Raw genomic sequence first — 18,388 nt, 5'->3', positions numbered from 1 at the left:
TGAGTCACTGCATTATTTGGAGGGAACATAAATGGAAGAGATGATCGTTCAAGGTGGTAATCGATTAACTGGAACAGTGAAGATCGAAGGGGCAAAAAATGCTGTTCTACCTATCTTAGCGGCAAGCTTATTAGCGGAAGAAGGAACAACGACATTAACAAATGTACCGATCCTTTCCGATGTATTAACAATGAAAGAAGTGATTCGGCATTTAAATGTCGCAATCGATTTTGAAGAAGAAAACAATACGATGACGATCGATGCATCACAAGAGTTAGCGATCGAAGCACCGTATGAGTATGTAAGCCAAATGCGCGCTTCAATCGTAGTCATGGGACCTTTGTTAGCCCGTAATGGTCATGCCAAAGTGGCAATGCCTGGCGGCTGTGCAATCGGCAAACGACCAATTGATCTACATTTGAAGGGATTTCAAGCACTAGGCGCTCAAATCATCCAAAAAGATGGATACATAGAAGCGATCGCTGATGAGTTAAAAGGCAATAGCATTTACTTGGATTTCCCAAGTGTCGGCGCAACGCAAAATATCATGATGGCTGCCGTAAAAGCTAAAGGCATCACCATCATTGAAAACGTCGCTCGTGAACCTGAAATCGTCGATTTAGCAAACATTTTAAACAAAATGGGTGCCAAGGTCTTTGGTGCAGGAACCGAAACGATGCGTATCGAAGGGGTCGAACACCTGCATGCAGTAGATCATTCGATCGTCCAAGACCGTATCGAAGCAGGAACCTTTATGGTTGCAGCTGCGATGACTCAAGGAGACGTTATTATTAAAGATGCAATCTCAGAACACAATCGTCCATTGATTTCAAAATTGATCGAAATGGGCGCAGAAGTGACTGAAGTAGCTGAAGGGATTCGTGTCGTTGGACCTGAAAAATTGAAGGCAACAGATGTGAAAACAATGCCTCATCCAGGTTTTCCTACGGACATGCAAGCGCAAATGTCTGCTATTCAACTTTTAGCAGCTGGAACAAGTGTTGTGAATGAAACGGTATTTGAGAATCGTTTCCAACATTTAGAAGAAATGCGTCGGATGAATGCTCATGTCAAAATCGACGGCAACATAGCAGTGATCGAAGGCGGTCATGAATTGCAAGGTGCGCTGGTCTATGCGACGGATTTACGTGCTGCCGCAGCGTTGATTTTATTAGGTCTGCGTTCAACTGGTCGGACACGTGTCCGCAATCTAAAATATTTGGATCGTGGCTATTACAAATTCCATGAAAAATTGCAGCAATTAGGTGCTTCTGTGGAACGAGTTTCTGAAGCAGTTGAAGAAACCGTACCAGTAAACGCTTAGTAGGAGTAGGAGAGAATAAAGTGAAGTTGAACCGTTACATTCTAACTAGCTTGATAAAAATTCTAATCGTCATTTTGTTAGCTATTTTATTGTTCTTAGCTGGAACAATGATTGGCTATGGAGTGATTGGCGACGGTAGTCCTTTTAAAGTCTTCTCTCCAAGTCTTTGGAATCATATCTTTGAGTTTATGAAGTAAACCAAAACTAGGACTTACGCCTCGTGCTGAGTCCTAGTTTTTTCTATCTGTCTACACTGCATCGTGATCATAAAAAGAAAGGCTGGCAAGAAATGAGTAAACTTTTGATTGGCTTTGTTCGGTTCTATCAACGCTTTATCTCTCCGTTGTTTCCTCCCAGCTGTCGTTATTATCCGACTTGCTCAGGATACATGATCCAAGCGATCCAAGTCCATGGGGCTGCTAAGGGAGGCTTGATGGGAATCGCACGTATCTTACGGTGCCATCCTTTTGTAAAGGGGGGAATCGACTACGTGCCTCAGACCTTTACGTTAAAACGTAACACTGATGATAAAGTCAAACCAACATACCGTTATCGGAAAAGTTAAACGAACATAAGAGAAAAAGAAAAGGAAGAAAAACATGATTCGTCCAATCCACCCTAATGAAGCGTATCCTTGGTCACTGTTGCTGGATGCGGATCCTGAAAAAACAGTTGTAGAAGGCTATCTATATGACAGCCAGACGCTTGTTTATGAAGAAGCTGGAGAAGTGATCGGTGTCTTAGTGTATCAAGACCAAGGCACAAAGTGGGAGATAATGAATGTGGCTGTCTCCCCAGCAAAGCAAGGAAGGGGCATTGGGGGTCAATTGTTGCAAGCTGCTGAAAAAGCGATTCTTAGCCAGCAGCAAGGTGCAAAACACCCTCTTGTCGTGATCAAAACCGGTAATCTGCCCTCTGCAGCCCTGACTTTGTATCAAAAGCAAGGATATGTTGAAAAAGACCGGGTGAAAAATTATTTCACCACCCACTATGCTGAACCGATTTTCGAAAATGGGCAGCAGTTGATCGATCAAGTTATTTTGGAAAAGCAGCTCTAATCCCATAGAGACAGTCTATGTCGATTTTAGGCTGTTTTTTTTATTGTTATCGGAAATCGCTTTCTTCAAGTGGGGACTTACGGTAAAATAGATAGTATCAGAATAATAAAGGATTGAGGGGAAAAAATGGCGATTTTAGTCTTTGATATGGGTGGTTCAGCAGTAAAATACGGCGTCTGGTCACAAGATTCTTTGGTGAGTAAAGGCAAATTTATTACTCCAAATACTTGGGAGGAAATGAAAGCCCAGCTGCAGCAAGTGAGAACAAGCGTAAACGAAGAGATCGAAGGGGTCGGGATCAGTGCGCCGGGTGCGGTCAATGCCCAAGAGCGGCGGATCGACGGCATCAGTGCGATCCCTTATATCCATGGGTTTGATATTTACTCAGAACTCGAAGCAGCATTTGGGGTACCAGTAACCATCGAAAATGATGCCAATTGCGCTGGGATGGCTGAATTTTATCAAGGAGCGGGCAAAGAGTTTCAGCAAGCTGCCTTCGTTGTGATCGGAACAGGCGTTGGCGGCACCCTGTTTCAAAATGGTGAGCTAGTCCGTGGGGCACATTTATACGGTGGCGAATTTGGGTTGATGATCTTGGATCAAGGCAAAACATTTTCGCAATTAGGGACAGCGGTTCAGATGGCTTGGCGGTATTGTGATCGAATCGGTGTAGATCGAGCTACAATTACCGGCGAAGAGGTCTTTCAACGAGCAGAAGATGGGGATGCCATTGCGATCGAGGAAGTCAATAAATTTTACCGCTATTTAGCGCAAGGACTGTTCAGTATTCAATTTGCTTTTGATCCTGAAGTGATCATTATCGGTGGCGGTGTCAGTGCCAAAAAAGGCTTATTACAAGAAGTTGATCAACGGTTGAAAAAAATGCTGGCAGATCAAGCTTTAAATGATTTTGTCCCACTGATCAAGCTTTGTGACTATCGCAATGACGCCAATCTAGTTGGGGCAGCAGCCAATTTTCAAGCATTGTATCCAAGAAATAGCCGCTAACATCTAGATGTGATGTTTTCAAACGTCCTTTTGACAAAAAAATGAAGCAATTCGAAACGTTCAAAAAGTAAGCAAAGGAAAAAAACTTTGCTTACTTTTCTTTTTGCTCAAAAAACTGAAAAGCGATTCCATTGTTGGTGGATCAGTGTTTTAAAAACCCCATTTTTTTATAGCGAAAAAAATAAATTCTGAATAGGTGAAATATTCTGATAATTCGTTGACATTTTCCGGATTTTTCAGTATATTGGATAACATATTCAGGGGAAGTGAAGGAGAGGAAAAATATGAAAAAGAAATTTGCGTTTTTGTTTGCGAGTTTGTTTTTGTTGACAGCGTGTAGCGCTGGACCAACAGGTGGATCAACGGACGGCAGCGGGGCTGCTGAAGGTGGCAACAAACAAGAGGGAGATACTATCAAGATCGGAACCAATTTAGAGTTGTCAGGAGCCGTAGCTGCTTATGGGACGGCTGAAAAAGAAGGAATCGACTTAGCAGTAGAAGAAATCAATGCTGCCGGTGGTGTTCTTGGAAAACAAATTGAAATTATTTCGAAAGATAACAAATCAGATAACAATGAAGCTGCTACAGTAGCAGCCAATTTAGCAACGAATGATAAAGTGGTAGCCATCATTGGTCCAGCAACCTCTGGTGCTACGAAAGCAGCTTTGCCTAACGTGACTAGAGCGCAAGTACCAATGGTTACTCCTTCAGGTACTGACGATGCGATTACTTACACTAGTGGGAAAGTGCAAGAATTTGCCTTCCGTTCTTGTTTCCAAGATAGCTTCCAAGGAACGATCTTAGCGAAATATGCGGCTGAAAATTTGGATGCATCAAAAGCTGTGATCTTGGGAGACAACTCAAGTGATTACGCGATTGGATTGACGGAAGCATTTAAAGAAAGCTACCCAGGCGAAATTGTCTTAGAAGATAACTTTACTGAAGGCGACAAAGATTTCCAAGCAGTTCTTACAAGAATCAAAGATGTCGACTTCGATGTCTTGTTCATTCCAGGCTACTACACAGAAGCTGGTTTGATCATCAAGCAAGCGCGAGAATTAGGAATTGATCAAGCAATCATTGGTGCGGATGGATTCGGTGATGAAAAAATGGTTCAAACAGCTGGTGCAGAAAATGTCAGCAATGTTTACTATACCGGCCACTTCTCTACCAAAGCACCAGCAAACGACAAAGTTGAGCCGTTTGTGGCAGCTTTCAATGAAAAGTATGGCAAAGAACCTTCTGCTTTTAATGCGTTAGCCTATGATGCAGTTTACATGATCAAACAAGCAATCGAAGATCAAAACTCAGCAGATTCATTGGCAATTGCAGCTGGTTTGTCTGAACTGAAAGACTTTGTCGGCGTGACAGGTGAAATCACAATGGATGAAAATCATAACCCTGAGAAATCAGCAGTTGTTTTAGGATTGACTGACGGGAAGGAAACCTCAGCAGACACTGTGGAACCTTAAAAACCTGCAGTTGTTTGGCAGTGAAAACTGGGACAGACCTGATGTGTTTGTCTCAGTTTCTTTTCTCTGACGAGAAGAACCATAATAAATGATATTGGAAGTGAGTATATGGAAATGATGATCCAACAATTGATCAACGGCTTGTTTCTAGGCAGTATCTACGCCTTGTTAGCGTTGGGTTATACGATGGTGTATGGCATCATCAAGTTGATCAACTTCGCCCACGGAGAAGTTTACATGATCGGTAGTTTTATCGGTTACTTTTTGATCAATCAATGGCAATTAGGGTTTTTCCCCGCGTTGTTCATTTCAATGATCGCCAGTGCAGCACTTGGGGTAACGATTGAATTTTTAGCGTATCGTCCCTTACGCAATTCCACGCGAATTTCGGCATTGATCACGGCAATCGGGGTTTCTTATTTTTTACAAAATGTCATGATCTTTTTCTTTTCAGCCAATGTGCGCCCCTTTCCGCAAGCGATCGAACGACAAACCTATTCCATCGGGTTTGTTCAAGTAAGTAATGTCCAGTTATTGATCTTGGCTGTTTCGGTTACACTGATGATCCTGTTGCAATTGATCGTGAAAAAGACCCGTATGGGAAAAGCGATGCGTGCAGTAAGTGTTGATGCGGATGCAGCGCGTTTAATGGGGATCAATGTCAACCGAACGATTTCCTTTACCTTTGCCTTAGGCTCGGCTTTGGCTGCAGCTGGCGGGATGCTGATCGGTTTGTATTATAATTCCATTGATCCATCAATGGGCGTCGTTCCTGGTCTGAAATCTTTTGTTGCGGCGGTTCTCGGTGGGATCGGGATCATTCCTGGTGCAGCTTTAGGCGGCTTTGTGATCGGTTTGGTGGAGACAGCAGCGACAGCGCTTGGTTTTTCTGATTACAAGGATGCTTTAGTGTACGTCATTTTAATAATTATATTGTTGGTTCGTCCAGCTGGGATCCTCGGCAAAAATATCAAAGAGAAAGTGTAGGTGGCAGAAATGAAAAAGAATTTACGTTACAACTTAATCTGGCTCGCTCTGGCAGCTATTCTTTATTTCGGATTATTTGCAGCTTACAACGGCGGGATGATCAATCTGTTTTCTGACGCCATCATTGTCAATATCGGGATCAACATCATTTTGGCAGTCAGTTTGAATCTGATCATTGGTTTTTCAGGGCAATTCTCCTTAGGACATGCCGGGTTCATGGCTATCGGTGCTTATGCTGGTGCGATCCTGTCGGCAAGCAATCCAACCTTTGGCGGCTTTTTAACTGGTTTATTGGTGGGAATGCTGGTTTCAGGTGCAGTCGCATTAGTAGTTGGGATTCCGACCCTCCGTTTAAAAGGTGACTATCTAGCGATCGCTACCCTAGGTGTGGCAGAGATCATTCGGATCTTGTTGGTGAACTTACGAGGCTTGACCAATGGTCCTGCAGGAATTTTCGGATTGCCTCAATTCAGTAATTGGCAGATCGTCTTTCTCTTTGCCGTTCTATCGATTCTTGTCGTGTCAAACTTTATCCATAGCGGACCTGGTCGAGCGACTTTAGGGATTCGGGAAGATGAGATCGCTGCAGAATCGATGGGGGTCAACACAACGAAATACAAGGTAATTGCGTTTGTAATGGGAGCAGTGATGGCAAGCATTGCTGGTACCCTTTATGCCAGCTATCAGCAGTCGGTTTTCCCACGAGATTACGGTTTTATGAAATCGATCGATGTCTTGATCATCGTCGTTTTTGGAGGGCTTGGGAGTACCACAGGAGCAGTTGTTTCGGCAGTAGTGCTAGGAATCTTAAACATGTACTTGCAAGGCTTCTCTGATTTGCGTATGATCATTTATGCATTGGCTTTGATCATCATCATGATCTTTAAACCAAGCGGACTTTTAGGAACCTGGGAATTCTCCGTAAAAGGACTGTTGGACAAATTTAGAAAAAAGGGGGATGACAACGATGCCTCTATTAGAAGTTAAAAGCTTAACGAAAAACTTCGGCGGGTTAGCTGCTGTTTCTCATGTAGACCTCCATCTAGATACCAATGAGCTGGTCGGGTTGATTGGACCAAACGGTGCCGGCAAGACAACGCTCTTTAACCTCCTGACAGGTGTGTATGAGCCTAGTGAAGGCGAAGTGCTTTTTGAGACCCAAGGTAAGCCAAAACGTTTAAATGGCGTGAAGCCTTATAAAATCGCGGATTTAGGCCTTTCAAGAACCTTCCAAAACATTCGCTTGTTTAAAAACTTGACCGTGATGGACAACGTTTTGATCGCTATGAACAGTAAGCATAAAGAAGGACTACTGACGAGCATCTTGCGTTTGCCAAAGTATTACAAAAACGAAGAATCCATGAAGAAAAAAGCCTTAGAGCTGTTACGGATCTTTGATATGGATGGCAAAAGTCAAACGTTAGCGAAAAATTTGCCTTATGGCGAGCAACGCCGTTTAGAGATCGTACGCGCACTAGCTACAGAGCCAAAAATTTTGTTTCTTGACGAGCCGGCAGCGGGGATGAATCCTCAGGAAACAACAGAACTGACAAAGCTGATCTATAAGATCCAAAAAGATTTTCAATTGACGATCCTCTTGATCGAGCATGATATGAGTTTGGTCATGGAAGTGTGCGAACGGATCTATGTACTGGAATACGGGCAAGTCATCGCTCACGGTGAACCAGAAGAGATCAAAAACAATCCACGGGTAATCGAAGCCTATCTAGGAGGGGAAATCTGATGCTGGAAATTCAAAATTTAAGTGTTCACTACGGCATGATCCAAGCAGTTCATGATGTTTCCTTCCACGTCAATCAAGGAGAGATTGTTTCGCTGATTGGTGCCAATGGTGCCGGGAAAACCACGATTTTACGGACGATTTCTGGATTGATCCGTCCTTCAAAAGGCTCCGTCACTTTTGAAGGAAAGCAAATTGAGAAAGAAGCACCGCAAAAAATCGTCGCAAACGGCTTGTCGCAGGTGCCAGAAGGGCGGCACGTCTTTTCCGGTTTGACGGTTCAAGAAAACTTAGAGATGGGCGCCTTCTTGCGTAAAGACAGTGGTGTCAAAGAAGACTATGAACAAGTTTACCGCAAGTTTCCTGTATTGAAAGAACGCCTCTCGCAAGATGCGTCGACATTATCTGGCGGTGAGCAGCAGATGTTGGCAATGGGGCGGGCATTGATGTCAAAACCGCGCTTGCTTTTGCTGGATGAGCCATCGATGGGCTTGGCACCAATTTTTATCAAAGAAATTTTTTCCATCATTCAAGAAATCAAGCAGCAAGGAACGACTGTGCTGCTGATCGAACAAAATGCGAAAATGGCTTTATCGATTGCCGATCGCGGCTATGTATTAGAAACGGGGAAAATCGTTTTAGAAGGTACTGGAGAAGAATTACTAGCAAGTGATGAAGTAAGAAAAGCGTATCTAGGAGGCTAAACAATGAGCGTAAGTGATTTTATGACGAAGACGGTCGTCACCGTCGATTCGCAGACACCGATCTTTGATGCAGTAGATTTAATGAAGCAGCATGATATCCATCGTCTGCCCGTCGTTGACGATGGTAAATTAGTAGGGTTGATCACAGAAGGAACGATCGCTGAAGCAACTCCCTCAAAAGCGACAAGCTTAAGCGTTTATGAAATGAACTATCTCTTAAATAAAACGACGGTCGCTGATATCATGTTGAAAAAAGTGACTACGATTGAACCAGATGCACTATTAGAGGACGCCATTTCCGTCATGCGTAGTGAGAACGTGGGGGTTTTACCAGTCATGGATGATGATGCCCTAGTGGGAATCATTACCAACAATGATATTTTTGATGCCTTTTTGAAAATCACTGGCTACCACGATGGCGGGACCCGAGTATCGATCGAGATCACGGATGACCATGTGGGGGTTTTAGCAGACGTGACGAAACTCCTTGCCGATCATCAAATGAGTATTTTGACGATTGTGGTAAATCGGATGGCACTAAAAACAGTTGTTGAGATCCAAGTAGAATCACGGCAAGTCGCAGCAATCGAGAAAATTTTAAGCGATGCAGGTTATACCGTGACGAGTGCTGTCTTGACGAACCAGAAGTGATCTAAGGAAATGTAGCTGATCATAAAGATTGGCTACTTTTTTTATTTCAAGAAGAGATTTTCTTTTTCTTTTGCTGCTTTTCTGTTAAAATAGGAAGGTGCTGTAAAGAAAGAGGTGCAACCATGTCTAAGAAAAATAAAGATATCGAAGTCCGTATTGAAGAAACAACAAAAGCCATTCATGGCAAAGACTATACCGTCAATGAATTGTTTATCGGTAAAAAACGCATCGGTGAGATTTTAACAACTGGACCAAAAGAATTTCAAAGCTTTTTAGGGGATGAAGATCTAGGTTCGAGCAGAAGCTTAGAAGCTGCCATCGAGATGATTATTCGCCAATGGAATTTACATGAATAATTTCTAGAAAAAATTACTTTTTGCTCTTGCAATTTGTTATCTTTTTCGGTATTATAACTATTGTCAGGTTTGAGAAAAACCTTTTGGAGGAGTAGCGAAGTGGCTAAACGCGACGGACTGTAAATCCGTTCCTTAGGGTTCAGTGGTTCGAATCCACTCTCCTCCACCATTATTGGGGTATAGCCAAGCGGTAAGGCAACGGACTTTGACTCCGTCATGCGTTGGTTCGAATCCAGCTACCCCAGTCAAAGAAATACGTAGAAAAAACAGCAAGCAGACTTGCTGTTTTTTTGTTATTTAAAAAGAATCGTTTTTTTTATAAGTACTTAGGGAAATAGGAAGCTGATGAGAAAGAAGCAACTTTCAACGTGCAAGTTTCTACGAAAAAGAAAAAAGTGGTTACTTTGGGGCATTTCTATTAAACAGGCATGGGGGTACCGTCCATTCTTTCACGGAAGTCTCTTTCAGAGAATTTAAAATATTTGGGCATTTTTGGTTCTGTTTGGTATACTTAGGCAAATCAGTTCCTTTACGAGAACCATTTTTTTGCATGAGAAACGAACGATGACAGGAATATTACCGATTCTCGGATATGATAACTTTACTAGATGGGGGCTTAACGAAGATGGGGAATGAAACAACTTGGGAAAACATAGATCGCCTTTATCTGTTGTGTCAACCAATCATGCAGGTAGAATCGCTAAGTCAGCAAGAGCTGAATGGCTATGAAGTCTTACTGCGTAGCGAGAAGAACAACCGCTTCCCACAGCAAGAATTCAGTACAATGATTCAAACTGAAAGCGGCAATCAGCAATTGATGGAATGGTATGCTAAGGAATTGCGGCGTTTGTGTCAAAAAAAGCCGGAAACTCGCTTTAGTGTCAATATTCATCCACAACAGCTGCTGTGGCAGTCAACGTGGTCCTTTTTTGAAACGATGGCTGTTCATAAGGAGCAGTTGCAGATTGAATTGACGGAGCATCCCGTACGCATACAGCAGGAGTCATTTGATTTGTCTAGCGCCCTCGCAAAAATCAAAGCCTATGGCTATGTGATTGCGGTCGATGATATCGGTTGCGGGCAAAATACCCTCTCGTTGGTCTTTGCCAATCTTGCCAGCGTTGATTGTTTGAAATTTTCGTTGTTACCGTTTATTCAGCTTGATGAGGAGATTGGCTTCAGCTTTTTGGCTTGTTGGTTGAAGGTTGCCCAAAAATATCAGCTTGAGCTGATCGTTGAAGGCATCGAGAACCGCGAAAAAATGGTACAGTTGCTTGAGATGGGGGTGCATTTGCAACAAGGGTATTTATGGTCTAAAGGAGAGCGATTGTGATGGAATGTTAGAACGAGGCGTGCTTTTGGCGTTTGGTTTGCCGCTGATGATTGCCAGTTTACTGGTGACCGCAGATGTTTTTGTACTAAGTGTGCAAAAAATATCGGTTTCTCGTCCATTTAAGTATTTTATTATTGGTATTCTGACGTTTACGCATTTGTATTTTATTCTTTCTTTTTCAATGAATTCAGTTGGGTTTATCTGTTATCAATACACAACTGCTTTTATAGCGAGTCATTTTTTCTATGGCGATCGTGGTAAGATCTTGATTTTGATAACGCCGTGTATGGTCGTCTTTTATTTGTGGTTTGTCGGTTTTTCTGATGTGGGTAAAGCTTTTTATCTTCCATTATTCGGAGTTGGGCTCTTTGTCCTTGATTTTCTTTTATCAAAACTCAAGCGGATCCGTCCGCAACAGCAATTTTATTTGATGTATTTTTTGACCTGTCTGCTCTCACCGCGTTTTTCGATGCTGGTCCATCATACGACGACCTATGACTGGGAAGCGATGCTGGCAGTATTTGTTGGTTCTTTTGTGCTGTTGGGCGGCTTTATGTGGCTTCATCGGTTGATTGAAGGCGAAGAGTACCAAGTACTGGCAGAGTTGGCGAATAGTAAGATCGATGCGTTGACCGGCTGCTTCAACTATGGGACCTATAACCACGATCTGCTTCAAGCCGTTTCACAGAAAAAGACTGTGACGATCGTCATGATTGATCTCGATCACTTCAAAAAGGTCAACGACCGTTATGGTCATATCGCCGGAAATGAGTTGTTAAGAACCTTTGCCTCACGGACGACTACTTTTTTAGAGGCGCATTTTGCCGAGACCTTTTCCTTTTATCGTTATGGCGGAGAAGAGTTCTGTCTCGTGATCGAAGGGGATGTCAAAGAAAAGACCGTAGCTGCGATGACGACACTGTGTCAAACCATTTCCAGCAGTATGTTTCCTGTGGCCAATTTTGAAAAAGGGACGATGTCTTTGTCTTGCGGCGTTGAAGCGAGTACAGTTTGTCATGGCGATATCTTGGCAGCTGTTGAAAGAGCCGATCAAGCCCTCTATCTCGCAAAACAAAGTGGTCGAAACCGGGTGTGCACCTTGCCTGAGACGTAAAAAATAATGGAAAAATAATTTACACAAATTCACAAAGAATTAAATGTTTATGCACAAAAAGTTAGTAATAATAAAGAAATAATGTTATTTATTTAGAAAATATACATTTTGATCATTTTATTTATTTTGAGAATCTTCTTATATCAACAAAAAGATTGAAAATATGTATAATTTCTGGTAAATTATTTTAAATCAAGAGTGATAGAAACTGTCAATGATAAATAGTGATCCTTACTTGATGCTCCGTCCGCTTTTCCATGAAACATCTTTGGAAATGTTCTGTCGAATCAGCAAGTAAGGGTTCTTTTTTTTAGAAAGGAAGCGCAGGAAATGGCAAATACGCTGGTTGTCAATACACTCGCAAATTTAGGTGCAATCATCATCAATATTTACTTGTTGTTCAAAGTCAGTGATGGCTTCGTAGGGCAAGGGACTTTCAAAGCAAAGCAGATCGCAGCAGCGATTGTTTTTGAAACCGTGGTAGGGATGTTGCTAATGAACTTCTCTTATGTCGTATATGAAACAAGATTTGACCTGCGCTTTTTGCTTTACGCTTTTTCTATGAAGTATCTGGGCTGGAAGGTGACCGTACCAACGATGTTCAATCTAGCGTTAGGCCGTTTTTTGTTTGAAGTATCAAAATCTTCTTGGTTGAACTTATATCTCAGTTTCTTTTTGATGGTGACCCTGACGTTTCTCCATGCTTGGGCCAAGCGGCGGCTTAGTGACAAACAAGAGTTGATTTTATCGATCACCTACTTGATTGTTATCTCCTTTCTATTTGGCTGCTATTTGACTGGCGATATTCAAAAAACGACCTTAATTTATATAGTTTATGGCATTCTTGCTTATACGTTGGCGTTTTTCCTTTACTCAATATTAAATGATATGCAGCGCATTTTGGCTTTAGTCAAAATCGATGATTTGACGCAGTTGAACAACTTTCGTAAGTTTCAAGAGGACCGCCAACGCCTAGATACGACCGAGGTGGACTTATCGATCGCTTTGATCGATATCGATCATTTCAAAAATTACAATGACCGTTACGGACACCGTGCCGGGGATGTGATTTTGCAAGAAATCGCTCGTATTTTTTCGACCTACTGTACGGCTAGCAATCCGGTCTATCGCATCGGTGGGGAAGAGTTTGCGATCTTGATCCAAGGAGACGCACAGGCTGCTGCTTATCTCCTCGAAAAAATCCAAAAGCGCATCCGTTACCAAGAAATCATCTTGGATGCCGGCGATTCGGTCAGCATCACGTTGTCGATTGGGATCGCACAACGGCAAAGGGGCGAGCTGCTGATGCAAACACAAGAACGTGCCGATCAAGCATTGTATCGCGCCAAGCGCAGCGGTCGCGACCAACTCTGTCTTTACTGATGGGGTTGGCTTCTTTTCTTTTTTTGTTTTCAAAAATACTACCTTAAATGAGGAACGCATATGGAAAATAGTTTAATCATGATTCCTTCGCTAGAACCTGACCACAAACTGCTGGCTCTGGTGGAGAAAATTCGTTTGCATAACCAACACCTGCCGATTTTGGTCGTGGATGATGGCAGTGGATCAGCTTATCAGTCTGTCTTTTCGGCGTTGGAACATCAGTTTGGCTGTCAGGTTTTGACCCATCCAAAGAATCTTGGAAAAGGCGCAGCTATCAAAACCGCCCTCACCGAAGTGCTGACAAATCAACCGGCAGTTGAATTTATGGTGACCATTGATTCGGATGGGCAACATGAGTATACCGATATGATGGCTTGCTTAACCAAGGCACAAGCCCATCCGGACAGCATTATTTTAGGGACCCGATCCTTTGGCAAAGAAGTCCCCTTGCGGAGTAAGTTCGGCAATATTTTGACCCGAAATATCTTACGTTTAGCGACTGGTCTTGCCATCGAGGATTCGCAGACGGGCTTAAGGGTTTTCCCTCGGAAATTCATGACAGATTTGTTGGCGATCTCAGGTGAGCGCTTTGAATATGAAACGCGGATGCTGATCGAAGCCCAGAAGCGGGGGTGGCCGATTCTCTCGCAACCGATCGCCACCATCTATATTGAAGAAAATGCGTCTTCCCATTTTCGGGTCTTGGCAGATTCTGTCGCTATCTATAGCGTCTTTTTGAAGTATTTGTTTTCATCTGTGGTCTCCTTTTTTGTCGATGTGATCGCCTATGCGTTATTGATCCATTTCTTGTCTGTCATCGATCTGTCCTCCATCGTGATCGCTTCGCTGGGGGCCCGATTGATTTCGGCGATCGTCAATTATTACATCAATCGTGAGCTTGTTTTTGGTCAACGGACAAAGAACAGTATGTTGCAATATTTTTTATTGGTGATCGTACAGATTTTGCTGTCCTCTTTCCTCGTCTACTTGATCTATTTGATCCTGCCAATCGGGGATTCTGTGTTGTTAAAAATAGGCGTCGATTGCCTGCTCTTTTTCTTTAGTTACCATGTGCAAAAAAATGTCATCTTTAAGGAGTGATTGAGGTGGAACAAAAACGTTTGCCTTGGGCGAAAAAAGTCGTTTACTTTCTGGCGTTTGTCTTTTCGCTGATCTATTTATCATGGCGGGGGCTGTATACATTGCCATGGCACGAGTCTTGGTTTGCCCTGCTGTTTGGTTTGCTGCTTTGGGGCAGTGAGATCGTATCGAACTTTACGGGCTTGCTGTTGATTTGGAACAAAAACAAAGCAAAGCCTTTTGAAAAACCGATCGTGCCAGAAGCCGACTATCCAGCGATCGATGTGTTGATTGTGACCCATAATGAAGAAGTGCCGCTTTTATTAAAAACGGTCAATGCGGCAGTTCATATGAAATACCCCGATCCCAAAAAAGTTCACATCTACTTGTCAGATGACACCAACCGTCCAGAGGTCAAAGCACTGGCAGATAAATTTGGCATCGGCTATATCGGGTTGACAGGCAATCAGCATGCCAAGTCAGGCAATCTCAATCATGCATTATCAGAAACCAATTCGCCGCTAGTGGCGACCTTTGATGCAGATATGATCCCTTACTCAGATTTTTTGCTGGAAACAGTGCCATATTTTGTGGCAAATCAGCAGGAACGCCGTAAAGACCAGACCATCAAACCGTTGGGCTTTGTCCAAACACCGCAAAGCTTTTATAATGCGGATCTTTTTCAGTACAATCTTTTTTCAGAAGCGGCAATCCCTAACGAGCAGGACTTCTTTTCCAGAGAAGTCAATGTTTTGAACAACGCCCATGATACAGCTATTTATACAGGTTCCAATACGGTGATCGCACGAGAAGCGATCGAAGCCGCTGGCGGATTTCCGACGGACACGATCACGGAAGATTTTGAATTAGGCGCCTTGATCAATTGCAAAGGTTATCGCAGTTTATCAACACTGCAGCCAATGGCCAGCGGTCTGTCTCCCATTGATATCCCAAGTGCCTTAAAGCAGCGGATTCGCTGGGGAAGAGGAGTGGTCCAAAGTGTCCACAATCTCCATCTTTTCAAAAACAAGACGTTGTCTTTGGCGCAAAAAATGGTTTTCTTAAACAGCTATTTGTATTGGTGGTCGTTTTTACGGCGGTTGCTGTTTATTTTCGCGCCGATTTTGTACACCGTCTTTAATGTAAGGGTCGTAGAGACCAACTTTTGGGTCTTGCTGCTGTTTTGGCTGCCAAGCTATACGTTCTTGCATTTGGCGATGCAGGATTTGAGTAGCGATATTCGAACGCAGCGCTGGGGCGAGATCCAGGAAACGATTTTTGCACCTTACCTAGTGATTCCTGTCTTTTTACAAGCCATCGGCATCAAAGAGACCCGTTTCAAAGTGACCAATAAAGCAGCAACTCAGTCTAAAAAAGACTTGTTGTTTGTGGTGCCGCATTTGTTGCTGTTGATTTTGACGATTATCGGCTTAGTGAAGTTTAATTACGGCAAATTCGGCTCAGAGATTTTCTATGGCAGCGTGTTGACTTTCTGGTTGCTGACCCATTTCTTTAACTTAACCTTTGCGGTCTTATTTTATCTTGGTCGCCCGATTTACCGAACGACGGAACGGTTCAGAGCCCATTATCCTGTTGAAGTTTCCGACCAAGACGCCAGCTATTCTTTGATGACAGAAAATATCTCAGAAAACGGCTTGTCCTTCGTTTCTGACGTTCCTCTTTATTTTCCGCCAGATGCGCAGCTGACTTTTAAAATCACCCGTAATGGCTACCAAGCAGAGATGACGGGAAACGTCGTCCGCGTTTTTTCAGGCAAGGACCGCTGGGTCTATGGGGTTGCTTTACACCAATTATCAGAAAAAGACTACTTGGCTTATTTGCAGATCATTTATGATGGCTTCAATCAAAGCCTGCCGGTTCTGCGGGACCCATGGATGACCTTCTTTGATAGTCTTTTTGAGAATCTCGGTAAGCATCTGCTGCAAGCCAAACAAAAGCCATTGCCGCCTCAACGAGTGCCCATACTGACCATTGATCAAAAATGGCACTTTGATGAAGGAACCTATGCGGTCACAACATTTGGTTTTGACCAGCTCACGTTGGCAAAAACAGAAGAGGTCGAGATGCCGACCCATCTAAACTTACCGATCAGTAATCTTGTGCTTCACGCTGAAAAAGCGATGCTTCAACCAACAGAAAATCAAGTGATTTATCAAGTAAGCAATCTTTCCGAGCTGCGTTTTACAGCAGCCTTTCAAGAATGGGTAGACAGCTTGCTGAGAAAGGAGGAAGATGATGATCGAGATCCTGCTGCGATTTAGTCTCTTTGGTTTATCATTAGCTGGCTATGCCTATCTTTTTGTACGAGTTTGCCATTTTCCCAAACACATCAGCTGGATCGCTGCTTGCTGTTTGCCGATCCTCGTTCTTTCTTTTGTCGCATATGGTCCCAAAGGATGGTTGATCTGGGGGGCATGGGTTTTATTTGGTCTTGGCTTACTATTATGCGTTTGGCGTTTTTGGCAGGAGTGCCATCAGGTGCGGTGGGGCTTACAAGAGCCCATCCTGCTGTGGTTTTACGGCTATTTTGCTTTGTTCGTTTTAACCTTGCTTCACAGTCATTTGACCCACTATGACAACTTCTCCCATTGGGCGACGATCGTTAAATTCCTTTATACGCAGGGACAATTGCCAACGGCAGCCGATGCCATCATCAGTTTTACTTCCTATCCTTTAGGCAGCTCGCTATTTGTTACTTATACAGCAATCATCGTTGGCTATCATGAGAATGTCTTGCTGATTGGTCAATTGATTTTGATTTTCTGTAGTCTGTATAGTTTTTTTGCGATTATTCGTGATCCGAAAAGAAAGCTGGCTTTTGCCCTGATCTTCACCAGTATGGCGGTTTTCAATTATTTTAATATTGCGATTCGAATGAATAATTTGTTAGTAGACTTTATCCTGCCAGTGTTGACTTTAGCTGGCATCGCTGGCTTATTCGCTTTAAAAGGCAACGTACTACCGTCGATCGGTTTCTTTCTTTTGATTGGCGCCTCTCTTGATTTGGTCAAAAATAGTGCCGTCTTTTTTCTGTTGATTTTAGGCGGCTATTTACTAGTCTGCTTGTGGCAGGCATCGGTTCGTTGGCGGCAACGGCTGGGCATGATGATTGTAGGATTAGCTGCCATTGGGCTATCTGTCCTGCCAGCGATTCTTTGGAACCTGCATGTCAAAGCGAATTTTCCTAAATCGAAGCATGAAGTCAGCGTGACCGCTTATAAACAGATTTTTGGCGAAAAGGATTCACAGATACTGCAACAGATTACGGATGTGTTTGTCAAAACCATTACGGATGTTGCGACGATCTCCACGCAAGGGATTCTCTTGATCCAGGTCATTCTGTTGGGCAGTTGGCTATTTGTCCGATTTATCATGAAAAAACGCAATCCATTTTTCAAAGAACTGCTGTTGATCGATGGTATCATTGGGGGGTATTATTTAGGAATTTATGCCATGTTCTTGTTCTCGATGCCCACTGATGAAGCATTGTCTTTGGCAGGGTTCGATCGCTATGCCTCAAGTATCGTGATTTTAGCACTTGGCTTAATGACCTTTTTCATGGTCAGAGGCATTGATCATTTGTATCATGAACAAGCGATCGATCGGCGAAACTACCGTAGTTTTGCCAGCTTGACCACGAAAAAAATCTATCAATACAGTACCTTAATTCTGTTATTTTTTGCGACATTGCTGATCCTTTCAGAAAATAATGGCATGCGTTATACCAATCGTGAATATGCTGCTTCGATTCCAGCACAAGTTTCAGCCGTTACTGGCGATCACTTTGACCTAAACGAGAAAAAATATTTGGTGGTCAGTACTAACAAAGAAGCAGTAGATAGCTACTTAGTTGGCTATGTCGGAAAATATTACTTGTTTTCACCTAATGTCGATGGCCGAGAGAATTTCCTCTTATCAGATGCAGATTTTCGCACACTATTAAAGCAATACGATGAAGTCGTCGTCTTAGAAGAGCACTATACCTTTAATGCCATGACGATGAAGCTAACAGGCAAAACCTTTGCCCCAGGCGTTTATTCGGTGGCGGAGGTGTTGGGGCGTTAAGGGAAGGAATTGCTCAAGCGTGTCTCGTTATTAGAGAATCAAAAGTTAAAATACCAATGAAACAGACGACAGTTCGTTTGTTCATTGGTAT

The 18,388-nt window shown here is 43.0% G+C and carries 18 protein-coding genes and 2 tRNA genes; all 20 read left to right on the top strand.

Annotated elements, in window-relative coordinates; genetic code table 11:
• Positions 1-31: 31 nt before the first annotated feature.
• The 20 genes from murA to IGI78_RS11905 all read left to right on the top strand — a co-directional run bounded on the left by murA (position 32) and on the right by IGI78_RS11905 (position 18,297).
• The gene (gene murA, locus IGI78_RS12000) at positions 32-1,324 is read left to right on the top strand and encodes a UDP-N-acetylglucosamine 1-carboxyvinyltransferase (protein WP_077452891.1); all 1,293 of its coding nucleotides are present in this window, start codon (positions 32-34) and stop codon (positions 1,322-1,324) included.
• Between the two features lie 20 nt (positions 1,325-1,344).
• On the top strand, positions 1,345-1,521 hold the full coding sequence (locus IGI78_RS11995; RefSeq protein WP_005228723.1) for a DNA-directed RNA polymerase subunit beta: 177 nt from the start codon (positions 1,345-1,347) through the stop codon (positions 1,519-1,521).
• Positions 1,522-1,613: 92 nt separating this feature from the next.
• Positions 1,614-1,889 (top strand): membrane protein insertion efficiency factor YidD, encoded by a 276-nt coding sequence (gene yidD / locus IGI78_RS11990; protein WP_206600723.1) that lies wholly within the window; start codon positions 1,614-1,616, stop codon positions 1,887-1,889.
• Positions 1,890-1,923: 34 nt separating this feature from the next.
• Positions 1,924-2,382 (top strand): GNAT family N-acetyltransferase, encoded by a 459-nt coding sequence (locus IGI78_RS11985; protein WP_195264648.1) that lies wholly within the window; start codon positions 1,924-1,926, stop codon positions 2,380-2,382.
• A 126-nt stretch (positions 2,383-2,508) separates the two neighbouring features.
• Positions 2,509-3,390 carry an ROK family protein gene (locus IGI78_RS11980; RefSeq protein WP_086291915.1) on the top strand — a complete coding sequence of 294 codons (882 nt, stop codon included), beginning with the start codon at positions 2,509-2,511 and terminating at the stop codon, positions 3,388-3,390.
• A gap of 284 nt (positions 3,391-3,674) precedes the next feature.
• Positions 3,675-4,862: an ABC transporter substrate-binding protein gene (locus tag IGI78_RS11975; RefSeq protein WP_081117474.1), complete on the top strand. Its 1,188-nt coding sequence runs from the start codon at positions 3,675-3,677 to the stop codon at positions 4,860-4,862.
• A 108-nt stretch (positions 4,863-4,970) separates the two neighbouring features.
• Positions 4,971-5,849: a branched-chain amino acid ABC transporter permease gene (locus IGI78_RS11970; protein ID WP_005228742.1), complete on the top strand. Its 879-nt coding sequence runs from the start codon at positions 4,971-4,973 to the stop codon at positions 5,847-5,849.
• Between the two features lie 9 nt (positions 5,850-5,858).
• Positions 5,859-6,836 (top strand): branched-chain amino acid ABC transporter permease, encoded by a 978-nt coding sequence (locus IGI78_RS11965; RefSeq protein WP_195264650.1) that lies wholly within the window; start codon positions 5,859-5,861, stop codon positions 6,834-6,836.
• Positions 6,817-7,593 carry an ABC transporter ATP-binding protein gene (locus tag IGI78_RS11960; RefSeq protein ID WP_008380898.1) on the top strand — a complete coding sequence of 259 codons (777 nt, stop codon included), beginning with the start codon at positions 6,817-6,819 and terminating at the stop codon, positions 7,591-7,593. Before IGI78_RS11965 ends, IGI78_RS11960 begins: the two co-directional genes overlap by 20 nt.
• Positions 7,593-8,294 (top strand): ABC transporter ATP-binding protein, encoded by a 702-nt coding sequence (locus IGI78_RS11955; protein WP_005234392.1) that lies wholly within the window; start codon positions 7,593-7,595, stop codon positions 8,292-8,294. Before IGI78_RS11960 ends, IGI78_RS11955 begins: the two co-directional genes overlap by 1 nt.
• Before the next feature lie 3 nt (positions 8,295-8,297).
• Positions 8,298-8,945, top strand: a complete 648-nt coding sequence (locus IGI78_RS11950; RefSeq protein ID WP_077452887.1) for a CBS and ACT domain-containing protein — start codon at positions 8,298-8,300, stop codon at positions 8,943-8,945.
• Between the two features lie 122 nt (positions 8,946-9,067).
• Entirely contained in the window at positions 9,068-9,301 is a 234-nt protein-coding gene (locus IGI78_RS11945; protein WP_005228752.1) for a DUF2969 domain-containing protein, read from the top strand.
• Between the two features lie 85 nt (positions 9,302-9,386).
• A tRNA-Tyr gene (locus tag IGI78_RS11940) sits at positions 9,387-9,470 on the top strand.
• Positions 9,471-9,474: 4 nt separating this feature from the next.
• Positions 9,475-9,546: transfer RNA gene (locus IGI78_RS11935), tRNA-Gln, on the top strand.
• 347 nt (positions 9,547-9,893) lie between these two features.
• Positions 9,894-10,634, top strand: a complete 741-nt coding sequence (locus tag IGI78_RS11930) for an EAL domain-containing protein (protein ID WP_269923946.1) — start codon at positions 9,894-9,896, stop codon at positions 10,632-10,634.
• 4 nt (positions 10,635-10,638) lie between these two features.
• The gene (locus IGI78_RS11925; RefSeq protein WP_081117473.1) at positions 10,639-11,748 is read left to right on the top strand and encodes a GGDEF domain-containing protein; all 1,110 of its coding nucleotides are present in this window, start codon (positions 10,639-10,641) and stop codon (positions 11,746-11,748) included.
• A 330-nt stretch (positions 11,749-12,078) separates the two neighbouring features.
• Positions 12,079-13,131 carry a GGDEF domain-containing protein gene (locus IGI78_RS11920; protein WP_081117472.1) on the top strand — a complete coding sequence of 351 codons (1,053 nt, stop codon included), beginning with the start codon at positions 12,079-12,081 and terminating at the stop codon, positions 13,129-13,131.
• A gap of 60 nt (positions 13,132-13,191) precedes the next feature.
• Complete coding sequence (locus IGI78_RS11915) at positions 13,192-14,232, top strand: bifunctional glycosyltransferase family 2/GtrA family protein (protein ID WP_081117471.1); 1,041 nt, start codon at positions 13,192-13,194, stop codon at positions 14,230-14,232.
• On the top strand, positions 14,229-16,493 hold the full coding sequence (locus tag IGI78_RS11910; RefSeq protein WP_081117470.1) for a glycosyltransferase family 2 protein: 2,265 nt from the start codon (positions 14,229-14,231) through the stop codon (positions 16,491-16,493). The genes IGI78_RS11915 and IGI78_RS11910 overlap by 4 nt, the downstream gene beginning before the upstream one ends.
• Positions 16,468-18,297 carry a lantibiotic ABC transporter permease gene (locus tag IGI78_RS11905; protein ID WP_081117469.1) on the top strand — a complete coding sequence of 610 codons (1,830 nt, stop codon included), beginning with the start codon at positions 16,468-16,470 and terminating at the stop codon, positions 18,295-18,297. Before IGI78_RS11910 ends, IGI78_RS11905 begins: the two co-directional genes overlap by 26 nt.
• The last annotated feature ends 91 nt before the right edge of the window (positions 18,298-18,388 follow it).

Source organism: Enterococcus sp. DIV1767 (assembly GCF_050542585.1).
GTDB classification, from domain to species: domain Bacteria; phylum Bacillota; class Bacilli; order Lactobacillales; family Enterococcaceae; genus Enterococcus_D; species Enterococcus_D innesii.
The sequence above is the reverse complement of the archived record's forward strand: the minus strand, read 5'-3'. Positions and strand labels throughout refer to the sequence as shown.

Bases quoted from the DNA above. Each gene is read 5' to 3' on its own strand.
- IGI78_RS11965 (WP_195264650.1), top strand. From the start codon at position 5,859: ATGAAAAAGAATTTACGTTACAACTTAATCTGGCTCGCTCTGGCAGCT.
- IGI78_RS11925 (WP_081117473.1), top strand. From the start codon at position 10,639: ATGTTAGAACGAGGCGTGCTTTTGGCGTTTGGTTTGCCGCTGATGATT.
- IGI78_RS11915 (WP_081117471.1), top strand. From the start codon at position 13,192: ATGGAAAATAGTTTAATCATGATTCCTTCGCTAGAACCTGACCACAAA.
- IGI78_RS11920 (WP_081117472.1), top strand. From the start codon at position 12,079: ATGGCAAATACGCTGGTTGTCAATACACTCGCAAATTTAGGTGCAATC.
- IGI78_RS11985 (WP_195264648.1), top strand. From the start codon at position 1,924: ATGATTCGTCCAATCCACCCTAATGAAGCGTATCCTTGGTCACTGTTG.
- IGI78_RS11945 (WP_005228752.1), top strand. From the start codon at position 9,068: ATGTCTAAGAAAAATAAAGATATCGAAGTCCGTATTGAAGAAACAACA.
- IGI78_RS11980 (WP_086291915.1), top strand. From the start codon at position 2,509: ATGGCGATTTTAGTCTTTGATATGGGTGGTTCAGCAGTAAAATACGGC.
- IGI78_RS11950 (WP_077452887.1), top strand. From the start codon at position 8,298: ATGAGCGTAAGTGATTTTATGACGAAGACGGTCGTCACCGTCGATTCG.
- murA (WP_077452891.1), top strand. From the start codon at position 32: ATGGAAGAGATGATCGTTCAAGGTGGTAATCGATTAACTGGAACAGTG.
- IGI78_RS11905 (WP_081117469.1), top strand. From the start codon at position 16,468: ATGATCGAGATCCTGCTGCGATTTAGTCTCTTTGGTTTATCATTAGCT.
- yidD (WP_206600723.1), top strand. From the start codon at position 1,614: ATGAGTAAACTTTTGATTGGCTTTGTTCGGTTCTATCAACGCTTTATC.
- IGI78_RS11960 (WP_008380898.1), top strand. From the start codon at position 6,817: ATGCCTCTATTAGAAGTTAAAAGCTTAACGAAAAACTTCGGCGGGTTA.
- IGI78_RS11955 (WP_005234392.1), top strand. From the start codon at position 7,593: ATGCTGGAAATTCAAAATTTAAGTGTTCACTACGGCATGATCCAAGCA.
- IGI78_RS11930 (WP_269923946.1), top strand. From the start codon at position 9,894: ATGATAACTTTACTAGATGGGGGCTTAACGAAGATGGGGAATGAAACA.
- IGI78_RS11975 (WP_081117474.1), top strand. From the start codon at position 3,675: ATGAAAAAGAAATTTGCGTTTTTGTTTGCGAGTTTGTTTTTGTTGACA.
- IGI78_RS11970 (WP_005228742.1), top strand. From the start codon at position 4,971: ATGGAAATGATGATCCAACAATTGATCAACGGCTTGTTTCTAGGCAGT.